The organism is Rhizobium sp. BK399, assembly GCF_014194695.1.
Classification (GTDB): domain Bacteria; phylum Pseudomonadota; class Alphaproteobacteria; order Rhizobiales; family Rhizobiaceae; genus Rhizobium.
In genome coordinates this window covers 103,098-113,279 of record NZ_JACIAH010000018.1, presented here as the reverse complement: position 1 = coordinate 113,279, position 10,182 = coordinate 103,098, and the positions used below count along the sequence as shown (strand labels likewise).

The following is a 10,182-nucleotide window of genomic DNA, read 5'->3' as shown; positions in this document are numbered from 1 at the left end:
AGGTCGATGGCGGCTACAGCCTGACCGGCGCCAAGACCTGGATCTCCAATGCCCCGATTGCCGATGTCTTCGTCGTCTGGGCCAAGACCGAGGACCGCGTCATCCGCGGCTTCATCCTGGAAAAGGGCTGGAAGGGCCTGTCGGCGCCGGCAATCCATGGCAAGGTCGGCCTGCGCGCCTCGATCACCGGCGAAGTGGTGATGGATGAGGTCTTCGTGCCGGAAGAGAACCTTCTGCCCAATGTCACCGGCCTCAAGGGACCGTTCACCTGCCTGAACTCGGCCCGCTTCGGCATCGCCTGGGGGGCGCTCGGGGCTGCCGAGGACTGCTATGCCAGGGCCCGGCAATATGTACTCGACCGCAAGCAGTTCGGCCGGCCGCTGGCCGCCAACCAGCTGGTCCAGAAGAAGCTTGCCGACATGGTCACCGAAATCTCGCTCGGCCTGCAGGGCTGCATCCGACTCGGCCGCATGAAGGAAGGCGGGCATCCGCCGGTGGAACTGACCTCGATCGTCAAGCGCAATTCCTGCGGCAAGGCGCTCGACATCGCAAGGCTTGCCCGCGACATGCTCGGCGGCAACGGCATCTCCGACGAGTTCGGCATTGCCCGCCATCTCGTCAACCTCGAGGTGGTCAACACCTATGAGGGGACACATGACGTCCACGCGCTGATCCTCGGCCGCGCCGTCACCGGCATTGCCGCATTCGCGAATTGAGGCACGCCGTGGGGTTTCGAACGACAAGACCGCTGCGCTTCGGAGACTGCGATCCCTCGGGGATTGCCTATTTCCCATCTTACCTCAACCTGCTCGTCGGTGTTCTGGAGGACTACTTCGCCTCGCTCGGTTTTCCCTGGAAAACATTAATCGAGGACCGCAGGATCGGCGTTCCCACCGTGCGGCTGGATGTGACGTTCTCAAGACCCGGCTTCCAGGGCGATCAACTCGAATTCGAAATTGCGGTTTTCAAAATCGGCAGTACCTCGCTCGATCTGGAACATAGGATATCGGCAAACGGTAAGGTGCTTTGGACCGCACGACAGCGCGTCGTTGCCACGTCGCTCGACACCCACCAATCACTCGCATGGCCTTCCGACGTCCGCGCCGCGTTGACACATCATCTGGAGACAACTGATGCACACGATCCTGCAGCCTGAAGGCTGGGCGAAGCCAATAGGATACGCCAACGGAATGGCAGCAAAGGGCCGCATGGTTTTCGTCGGCGGGCAGATCGGCTGGAACGAGCGCTGCGAGTTTGAAACCGACGACTTCGTCGAACAGGTGCGCCAGACCCTGAAGAACGTCCTGGCCGTGCTCGCAGAGGGCGGCGCCGAACCACGACATATCACGTCGATGACCTGGTACTTCACCGATAAGGCGGAGTACCTCGGCAATCTGAAAGGTATCGGTCAGGCCTATCGCGAAACGATCGGCAGGCATTTCCCAGCCATGGCTGCGTTGCAGGTCGTGGCCCTGGTGGAAGATCGCGCCAAGATCGAAATCCAAGCAACCGCGGTCATTCCTGAATAGGTGGATCATGGGCGACCTGTGCTTTTCCAAAACCGTCTCCGGCAAGATCGCCGATCGCGTGCTGGTCGTCACCATCGACAATCCGCCCGTCAACGCAACATCTCTCAGCGTCCGCGCCGGCCTTGGTGCTGCACTGGACCATGCCGCGGCGCTGGATGCCGTGCGCGGCATCGTCATTACCGGGGCCGGCAAAACCTTTGTCGGCGGCGCCGACATCAAGGAATTCGACAAGCCGGCCGAAGCGCCTTTCCTGCCCGATGTCTATCTGCGCATCGAGCAGTTTTCCAAGCCGGCAGTGGCGGCGGTCAACGGCGCAGCACTCGGGGGCGGATGTGAGCTGGCTCTTGCCTGCCATGGCCGCGTTGCCGCGCCCGCGGCAAGCTTCGGCCTGCCCGAAGTCAAGCTCGGCATTGTCCCGGGTGCCGGCGGCACGCAACGCCTGCCGCGGCTCGTCGGCATAGCCGCGGCTGCCGAGATGATCGGAACCGGTCGTGCCCTGAAGGCCGACGAAGCGCTTCGCATCGGCTTGATCGACCGCATCACGACAGAGGGTCTGGTTGCAGAAGCGTGCGTGCTTGTTGCCTCCATGGCGGGCGGCGAGCTTCGCAGATCCGGCGCGATTGCTGTAAAGCCGGTCAGCGATGCCGAGATTGACGCCGTCGGCGCGAAAATTCTTGCCAGGGCGCGCGGCCAAGCCGCGCCGGTCGAAGCCCTGCGGCTCGTGAAGGCCGCCGTGACGCTTCCATTCACGGATGGCCTTGCCGAAGAACGCAGGACATTCCTTCGCCTCAGGGAATCTCAAGAGGCGGCAGCGCTGCGCTACGTCTTCTTTGCCGAGCGGGCAGCCGGGAAAGTCGAGGGACAGGAAAAGACGACGCCGCGAAACACACGATGCGTCGGCGTGGTCGGCACCGGACTGATGGGCTCCGGTATCGCCGTCTCGGCGCTGAACGCGGGCTTCCAGGTCATAGGCGTCGAGCAGAGCGAGGAAGGCGCCACGAAGGGGTATGGGCGCATAGCGGGAATTCTTGAGAAGGCGGTACAGTCCGGTCGTCTCGATCCCGCAGGCCGGGACGAGCAGCTCCTTAAGCTCACAGTCGCTTCGGACCTCGGTGCGCTTCACGATGCTGATCTCGTCATCGAAGCTGTTTTCGACGACTTCGACGTCAAGGCCGGGCTGTTCCGCCGCCTCGACGACGTCGTCAGGGCGGATGCGATCCTTGCCACGAACACCAGCTATCTCGATCCTGACACCATTGCCGCTGCGACGCGCCATCCCGAGCGTGTCGTCGGCCTGCATTTCTTCTCGCCCGCAAACATCATGCGACTGGTCGAAGTCGTGAATTGCGCCCGTACCGAGACCGAGGTCCTTGCTACGGCGATGGCCTTCGCCAAGCGCCTCGGCAAGCTGCCGATTGTCTGCCGCGTGACCGAAGGCTTTATCGGCAACCGGGTCTTTTCTGCCTACCGGCGCGAGGCTGAATTCATGGTTGAAGAGGGCGCCCTGCCGCACGAGGTAGACCAGGCGATGGAAGCCTTCGGGTTTCCGATGGGTCTCTTTGCCGTCTGCGACATGGCTGGGCTGGAGATCGCCTGGGCGCGCCGCAAACGTCAGGCGTCGATGCGCGATCCGAATGCTCGTTACGTCGAGATTGCCGACCGCCTTTGCGAGGCCGGGCGCTTCGGACAGAAGAGCGGCCGCGGCTGGTATGCCTATCCCGAGGCACGGCGGACAGTCGATCCGGACGTCACCGCCCTTGTCGTGGCAGAGCGGAAGCGCAAGGGGATCAAGCCTCGTTCGTTCACCGCGAACGAGATTGTGACAAGGGTTCTGAAGGCGATGGTCGACGAGGGCCGCGCTCTTCTATCGGAGGGTATCGCGACACGCGCAAGCGACGTCGATCTCGTGATGATCAACGGATACGGTTTTCCCGCCCATAGGGGCGGTCCGATGTTTGCGGCTGATAAAGCGGAGACGTGACCGGCGTAATCCGCCACCGCGCCTGCATGCTGTGGCAGGTGCGGCTCTATCACGTAGTGGGTAGGACACAGGTGAGATCGTTGCGCAGGGAAGCCAATCCGTGAACCGCATGGACATGACGAATCTCTGACCTTACATCGTTACATGTAACAAGCCGCAGGGGGATGGTCGTGGCAACCCCGGTCAATGAACGAGTCCAAAAGCGCCGCCGGGCCCTCATGGAAGCAGGGCTGCGTCCGGTACAAATATGGGTTCCCGATACCCGTCGCCCCGGTTTCGCCGCCGAATGCCATCGCCGATCGGTTCAGACAGCTCTTTCCGATGCTGGCGACCAGGAATTGCAATATTTCCTTGATGCCGCACTCTCCGACTCAAGCTCCGGAGATGAATCGTGAGGCGTGGCGACATTATGCCATCATGGAAAGCTCAAGTCCAAACCGACCATCCTGCTAAGAACGAACGTGAAGAGCCCCACGCATAGGAGCGATAGCACGAAGACTGCGGCCATCTTGCCGCCCGCGCGTAGCACCGCGCCTCTCTCTCCATTCTTCCCTTGATCGTAATGCCACTTGATGGCGAAGTACATGCCCGTTCCTAACACGAGAAGCTTGAACGGAAGGAAGACGGTAATGAACCAATCCATTTTGAACATTCCCAGGGTATTAGTTGACACTATCTACTCGTGAGGACCACTACCTCACGACTTTGGTCGAACGTAGTCGCGGTCGATCTTTCCCTCTTCCGCCTTGAAGAAGAACTGACTGTTGATGAGCCAGCCCTTCAGCGGCCGGAGAGGCAAAAGACAAGCCAGAAGCACCAGTGGGAGGGACGTGAAGAGATGCACCCACATCGAAGGGGAATAGGCGACCTCTATCCAGCACGCACCGCCACTGCCGGTACGCATGTGAAGCAGATTACGAAAAACGCCGGGCCATCTGCCGGATCGGCGAAGGAGTAGTCGAGGCCACAAACTTCGCATTTGGGCTTAACAGTCAGAAAGCCGTCGAAAAGGTGCCCTTGTCCACATTGCGGACATAACCCACGCAGGCCCGTTTGTATGGGCGGCAATGGAGGCCATTCAGTGGTCATTGCGTTATCTTTCCATTGATTGAATACATTGATACATACAATTATCCAATCAAATTCTCCATTTTACAAATTGTCGCAGAGTCTGTTCCGGCCAGGCCCAGGTAGTCGTTGCTGCACCACACCGTAACGCGACGTGCGTGGTGAGGACCATGCCAGAGCAGGAATTCTCAGTGTCGCTCAATGAACGTGCGATAGCGGCCATCCAGCTTCATGCTATGATGGCTTCGAATTTAGGGTTGCTGCTCATTCTAGGCCCCAATTTCCTTGACAACCGGCGTGGTTTGATATCCATATATTATACATATAAGGCTTGAATTGAATGCAGATCTGTGGAAAGTCGATGACTGCGACATCCTGGACACCTCAGCTCGGTACCCGTGAGGGGCCAATCTATTTGTCGATCGCGGATGCTTTGGCTGCGGACATCGCGAGTGGTCGGTTGGCCGAAGGGGTGAGACTTCCAACGCAGCGCAAACTCGCTGACGACCTCGGGATCGACTTCACCACAGTCAGCCGAGCCTACTCGGAGGTCCGCAGCCGTGGCCTGATCGAAGGCAAGGTGGGTCAAGGGACATACGTGCGATCGAAACGTGGCGCGCGACCATCACTGCAGCCCTCGGGCGTCGTCGACATGAGCATGAACCTGCCGCCGAGGTTTCTCGATCCCGTCCTGGAACAGAGAATGTGGGATGGCGCAAAAAAGCTTCAGGAACAGGGCTTGGACCTCCTGCTACGGTACCAGGAACCAGGCGGCATCATGGAGGATCGTATCGTCGCCGCGTCTTGGCTTTCAAGGCGGCTTCCGGGGATATCGGCTGATCGAGTGGTAGTCGCGTCAGGCGCGCAAGGAGCCCTTCACGCCATTCTCAGCGCGATGACAGAGCCCGGCGATGTCGTCTGTGCGGAAGAACTCACCTACCCTGGCTTCCGCTCGATCGCATCTCATCTCAGGCTCAAATTGGCTCCGATTGCAATGGACGATCAGGGGCTTGTTCCGGACGCTTTTGCGCGAGCATGCAGGGAGGCGAAGCCGAAAGCGCTCTATTGCATGCCAACGCTTCACAATCCGACGACACGGACATTGTCCGTTCAGAGGAGGCACGATCTCGTCAATGTTGCGCGGACATATGGCGTGCCAATTATCGAGGACGACGCGTATAGTGGCCTTGTTTCGGCCCCGCCACCGCCGCTTGCGGCGCTGCTGCCCGAAGCGGTTTATCATGTGGCCAGCTTATCCAAATGCCTGTCGCCCGCCCTTCGGGTCGCATATGTCGCCGTACCGGAGGGTCGTACACATCGCGTGGCCAACGCGATCCGGGCGTCAGCGTCAATTGTGTCGCCCCTCACGAGTGCTCTAGCGTCACGGTGGATAGAGACGGGAGTAGCGGATGCCGTCAGAGGCGAAATAGTCAAGGAGACGGGAAAGCGCCTGGACGCCGTCAAGGCGATCCTTCCGTTCGATGTTGAAACCTCTCCAGGGGGCTTCCACGTGTGGCTAAAGGTTCCTGAACCGTGGACGCGAGGTGAACTGGTTTCCAGATTGCGTTCGATAGGGATCGGTATCGTCACCAGCGACGCTTTTGCAATTGCGTCTGCGCCCGAAGCCATACGACTTGCGCTTGGCGCTCCGGTGGACCTGGAGGAACTTACACGCGCTCTCCGGGTTCTGGCAGACCTCCTAGCTCAGCAGCCGGCGATCTCCACAATGGTAGTCTGACCTTTCATCAGGCAAGTTGCATTGCTCGATGTGCCCGGGCCTGCTCAATGCGACCTTGCGGGGACAATGATGGGCAGAGGCTGGTCGTCCCGCATCGTATGTATCGAGGCTCCGCCGCCGCCCATTCCATGAGCCGTCACTTTACCCCTATCCTACGCGCGCGCTCGACCGCTCCGGAGTTCGATCTGAAGCTCGCCGCGAAACGATTTCCGGCAAGCCTTTTCGTTTAGAACTATGCGATCGGCTGCCTGTCGAAGTTCTGATTGGTTGCGGGTTCAGGTAATCAGATTCAACCCGGCGAAAGGCTCATCAGGCGCCCTTCCGACCATGCAGTTCAATGTATTGCTGATCAAGCGTATGGCCATCCTGTGAAATGGCCTGCCGGGACGACAGCCCGGTGAATTCCCTCACCTTCTACGCACAGTCCGTGCGAAGCCGTACAATGCTGTTCGGCTCAAGGTTCAAGTCCTCTATATCTTTGCATCAGCGAGGGTCATCTCGCCAGAAAGGACACCCGCAGCCCGCACCAAATTCAGGAGCCGTTGGTTTTGATCTGTGGTTCCTAGCGTGACGCGTTGGTCGGCTTTCGTTGTGAGCGTTACACAGCACCGTCGTCACCAGAACGGCCGAATTGCTCGTCCATTCACCACATTGAATAGAGGCGAGGATATTTCCAGTTGCAGACATCGAATCTGGACGGCATGTTAGTGACCGAACAGTGCTCCTGGGAGAACAAAATGGCCACTGGTACCGTAAAGTTTTTCAACGCAGACAAGGGTTTCGGCTTCATCTCACCCAGTACGGGAGGCAGCGATATCTTTATTCACATTTCGGCTCTCCAAGCCTCCGGCATCCAGTCGCTGCAGGAAGGCCAGAAGGTCTCGTTCGACACAGAGCCGGATCGCCGTGGCAAGGGACCAAAGGCTATCAACATTCAGCTGATGTAGTCACCGGTTCCGAGCGGATATCCACTCGGCTTCCCGGACCTAGCGATCTCTCCATCATCGCTGTCTGCATTGCTGCTCGGCTGATGGAATTGTGTTTGAAACTTGGGAAGCGTCGACGGGACCGACATCGATGGCGCGCCAGCCATCCTGAGAATTTTATCCGAGAGACTCGAAAGCGAAGCTTTCGGCAAGGCGCGAAATCGACCGCTCGATTGTCGCCTGCGCCTCGCCCATGGCATCGGTCTGCAATTGAGCGCAAGTGCGCAGCAGGAAAAGCGTTCGGGTAAGCGGCGGGTTTATGATCCGTCGACGGCTTCCCCCTGGCGAAAGCACGCCATGCAAACGTCATGTCGGATAGGAGAGCCCATACCGGTCGCGTATCGTTCGTCCCTCGTACTGACGGGGATAGACGTTTCGGTCCTGAAGGATCGGGATGACCGTGTCCACAAACTCGATGATATCATCGGGCGCCCTCGGCGGTTGCAGCATGTAGCCGTCCACCGTGCCGTCCTCCCACAGGTCGATCATTTCCTCGGCCACCTGTTCCGCCGTGCCGATGAGGAGCCGGTGATGTCCCTCGGAACGGCGCACGGCCTGACGCGCAGTCAGTCTTTCATGCTGTAGCAGGTCGGCAAGCCCAAGTCCCATCCCAACGGCCTGTTGCCTGTTTTGATCAGGCAAGAAGCGTTCATAGTCAAGGACGGCGTCCGGGTCGAAACGGTCGCGGTCCAATCCATGCTCGCGCACGAAACGTTCGAGCAGCCCATCTTCCGATCCCGTCCCACTGTAGAGTTCATGCTTGCGCAAGGCTTCCTTAAGGCTTTCCCCCAAGATAACCACGAGGCCGGGGACGATGCGAATGCCGGCTGGATCCCTGCCGAGCGAAACGGCCCTGTTGCGCACCTTGTCGCCGAACGCCCTGCCCGCGGGTTTCGACAGGATGTTGCAGTAGATGATCTCGCCGTGCCGTGCCGCAAGATCGATGCCGCCATCGGACGCACCTGCCTGGGCGATGACCGGATGGCCCTGGGGACCACGCGGGACGTTGAGCGGACCACGCACCTGGAAAAAGGCGTCCTCATGATCGATCGGAACGGCACTCGTGCTGTCCCAGAAGCGATCGGATCCAACCTCGCTCTCACGCCTTGGATCCCAGCTCGCCCACAGCTTCTTTGACACATCGAGAAATTCGACAGCGCGGGCATAGCGCTCTTTGCGCGGTGGAAGCGCTGCACTGCCGAAGTTGGCGGCGACATTGGGATTGAACGACGAGACAATATTGACGATCAGCCGCCCTCCCGAAACGATATCGAGCGACTGGGCGCGCCGTGCGAAATTATAGGGTGAATTATAGGTGGACGAGACCGTCACGACAAACCCAATATCGGGCACCTGCGCTGCCAGCGCCGTGCACAGGATCAGCGGGTCGATCGTATGAAAGGGTCGCCCCAGCGGTTCTGTCATCAGCGCCGGGTGGTCGGAAAAGAACACGGCATCGAAGCGCCCCTTGTGGGCAATCTCTGCCAGGCGCCGATAGTAGGCCGGATCATTGATATCGTGCCAGTCACCGCTGCGGTATTTCCATGCATTGGCGAGATAGCCGGTGGAATTCAGTCCGACGTTAAGGTTCATGCGACGTTGTTGAATGCTCATGCGCCTGCCCGTTCCGTCTGCTCTTGCCTTGCGACACCCACGCCTGCCTGCGGACCCGGGATCGTGCCGTTGACCGCGTAATCGCCGACGATGCGATCGTGGTAGATGCGCGGATTGTGGGACGCGATCGTGCGCGCATTGCGCCAATGGCGGTCAAGACCATGGCCGCGCTTGGCCGCGGACGCTCCCAAGGCGTCGAACAGCACCGTGCTGGCGTCAAGGATCAGCGAAGTGACGACGGTGACGGACTGGCTGACCTCAAGTTCTGCATTGCGACCAGCCACCGCGATCTGATCCTGATCGCCGCTCTGATTAGCCTCGTAGGCGCGCTGCAGGGCGCCTGCTGCCTGAAGCACGATTGCTCCGGCGCTGTAGGCCGCACCCCTGACCTTCCCCACCACCTGCTGGATCTGCGGGTCTTCGGCCGGTCGGGGCGCATTGCCCCGGTTATAAATCCTCTTCCTCGCCGCCACATGCCGCGCAAGGTCGTTCGCCGCGGCGCGGCCGATGCCCGCAAGCGACGCCAGATGGACCAGTTGGAAGAACCCGCCGGAATAGCTAAACCGGACCGCGCTTGGCTTGATCAGCTCGTCGGCGATCTCGACATCCCTAAAGCGCGCCGTGCCGCTGGCTGTCAGCGACTGGCCGAAGCCATCCCAGTCGTCGATAATCTCCACGCCTGGTGCCGAGGTCGGCACCAGCGCGCCGATCGGCTGCCCGTCCCCATCGATCGCGCCGAGCGTGATCCAGTCCGCATAAAGCGAGCCAGTGGTATAGAACTTTTCGCCATCGAGCCGCCAGCTTGCGCCATTGCGGACCAGACGGGTCGAATAACTGCCGAGCGGCGTATCGCCAAGCTCCGAGAACCCGCTTCCAACCGTCTCGCCCTGCCCGAGCCTTGTCAGCCAACTGTCGCGCCAGGCACTGTCAGCTGCGTTCAGAAGATCCTCGGTGAAACCAAAGTGACTGCGGTAGGCGTTGGTGAGGTTTGGGTCGGCCGCCGCAAGCTCGATGATGAGGCCGAAGAGTTCGGGCAAGGTTAGGCCAAAGCCCCCATGGACGGCCGGCAAACGCAATCGCGAAAAGCCCGCGGTTTTCAGCCACTCATAGGCATCAAAGGGTAATTCATGAGCGAGGTCGCGGTCGATCGCACGCTCGCCGATACGGGCGAAAACGGGCCTGAGACTCGCCGCCAGGCGCTCGAAGCGCTCGCTCGGCGGTGCGCCCCAGGCCCCGTTGATATCTGTCATGGCGTTTTTTCCTGTT

Annotated in this window: 10 protein-coding genes and 1 pseudogene; 7 read left to right on the top strand and 4 right to left on the bottom strand. The window is 60.1% G+C overall.

Going from position 1 to position 10,182, the window contains the following annotated elements:
- The 5 genes from FHT97_RS26285 to FHT97_RS26265 all read left to right on the top strand — a co-directional run.
- Positions 1 to 716, top strand: a 716-nt coding sequence (locus FHT97_RS26285) for an acyl-CoA dehydrogenase family protein (protein WP_183864724.1), incomplete at its 5' end; no start/stop codon positions are given.
- Between the two features lie 8 nt (positions 717 to 724).
- The gene (locus FHT97_RS26280) at positions 725 to 1,156 is read left to right on the top strand and encodes a thioesterase family protein (RefSeq protein ID WP_183758478.1); all 432 of its coding nucleotides are present in this window, start codon (positions 725 to 727) and stop codon (positions 1,154 to 1,156) included.
- Entirely contained in the window at positions 1,134 to 1,529 is a 396-nt protein-coding gene (locus FHT97_RS26275; protein ID WP_183758476.1) for a RidA family protein, read from the top strand. The genes FHT97_RS26280 and FHT97_RS26275 overlap by 23 nt, the downstream gene beginning before the upstream one ends.
- 7 nt (positions 1,530 to 1,536) lie before the next feature.
- Positions 1,537 to 3,510, top strand: a complete 1,974-nt coding sequence (locus tag FHT97_RS26270) for a 3-hydroxyacyl-CoA dehydrogenase NAD-binding domain-containing protein (protein WP_183864723.1) — start codon at positions 1,537 to 1,539, stop codon at positions 3,508 to 3,510.
- A gap of 170 nt (positions 3,511 to 3,680) precedes the next feature.
- On the top strand, positions 3,681 to 3,905 hold the full coding sequence (locus FHT97_RS26265) for an antitoxin MazE family protein (protein ID WP_183758473.1): 225 nt from the start codon (positions 3,681 to 3,683) through the stop codon (positions 3,903 to 3,905).
- A 20-nt stretch (positions 3,906 to 3,925) separates the two neighbouring features.
- Here FHT97_RS26265 and FHT97_RS26260 read toward each other — a convergent pair whose 3' ends face one another.
- Together FHT97_RS26260 and FHT97_RS26255 are read right to left on the bottom strand one after the other, a co-directional pair.
- Positions 3,926 to 4,153: a hypothetical protein gene (locus tag FHT97_RS26260; RefSeq protein ID WP_183758471.1), complete on the bottom strand. Its 228-nt coding sequence runs from the start codon at positions 4,151 to 4,153 to the stop codon at positions 3,926 to 3,928.
- Between the two features lie 54 nt (positions 4,154 to 4,207).
- Positions 4,208 to 4,599 (bottom strand): annotated as a pseudogene (locus tag FHT97_RS26255) (DUF983 domain-containing protein).
- Positions 4,600 to 4,939: 340 nt separating this feature from the next.
- Between FHT97_RS26255 and FHT97_RS26250 the strand changes: the two are divergent.
- Together FHT97_RS26250 and FHT97_RS26245 are read left to right on the top strand one after the other, a co-directional pair.
- A complete protein-coding gene (locus FHT97_RS26250; RefSeq protein ID WP_183758467.1) occupies positions 4,940 to 6,316 on the top strand; it encodes a PLP-dependent aminotransferase family protein in 1,377 nt (458 codons plus the stop codon).
- A gap of 737 nt (positions 6,317 to 7,053) precedes the next feature.
- The gene (locus FHT97_RS26245; protein WP_028827775.1) at positions 7,054 to 7,263 is read left to right on the top strand and encodes a cold-shock protein; all 210 of its coding nucleotides are present in this window, start codon (positions 7,054 to 7,056) and stop codon (positions 7,261 to 7,263) included.
- A gap of 345 nt (positions 7,264 to 7,608) precedes the next feature.
- On the opposite strand, the gene FHT97_RS26240 is transcribed toward FHT97_RS26245, so the two are convergent.
- Together FHT97_RS26240 and FHT97_RS26235 are read right to left on the bottom strand one after the other, a co-directional pair.
- Positions 7,609 to 8,916: an NtaA/DmoA family FMN-dependent monooxygenase gene (locus tag FHT97_RS26240; RefSeq protein ID WP_183864722.1), complete on the bottom strand. Its 1,308-nt coding sequence runs from the start codon at positions 8,914 to 8,916 to the stop codon at positions 7,609 to 7,611.
- Complete coding sequence (locus FHT97_RS26235; protein ID WP_183864721.1) at positions 8,913 to 10,166, bottom strand: acyl-CoA dehydrogenase family protein; 1,254 nt, start codon at positions 10,164 to 10,166, stop codon at positions 8,913 to 8,915. The genes FHT97_RS26240 and FHT97_RS26235 overlap by 4 nt, the downstream gene beginning before the upstream one ends.
- Between the last annotated feature and the right edge of the window lie 16 nt (positions 10,167 to 10,182).

Bases quoted from the DNA above. Each gene is read 5' to 3' on its own strand.
- FHT97_RS26275 (WP_183758476.1), top strand. From the start codon at position 1,134: ATGCACACGATCCTGCAGCCTGAAGGCTGGGCGAAGCCAATAGGATAC.
- FHT97_RS26240 (WP_183864722.1), bottom strand. From the start codon at position 8,916: ATGAGCATTCAACAACGTCGCATGAACCTTAACGTCGGACTGAATTCC.
- FHT97_RS26270 (WP_183864723.1), top strand. From the start codon at position 1,537: ATGGGCGACCTGTGCTTTTCCAAAACCGTCTCCGGCAAGATCGCCGAT.
- FHT97_RS26245 (WP_028827775.1), top strand. From the start codon at position 7,054: ATGGCCACTGGTACCGTAAAGTTTTTCAACGCAGACAAGGGTTTCGGC.
- FHT97_RS26235 (WP_183864721.1), bottom strand. From the start codon at position 10,166: ATGACAGATATCAACGGGGCCTGGGGCGCACCGCCGAGCGAGCGCTTC.
- FHT97_RS26250 (WP_183758467.1), top strand. From the start codon at position 4,940: ATGACTGCGACATCCTGGACACCTCAGCTCGGTACCCGTGAGGGGCCA.
- FHT97_RS26260 (WP_183758471.1), bottom strand. From the start codon at position 4,153: ATGGATTGGTTCATTACCGTCTTCCTTCCGTTCAAGCTTCTCGTGTTA.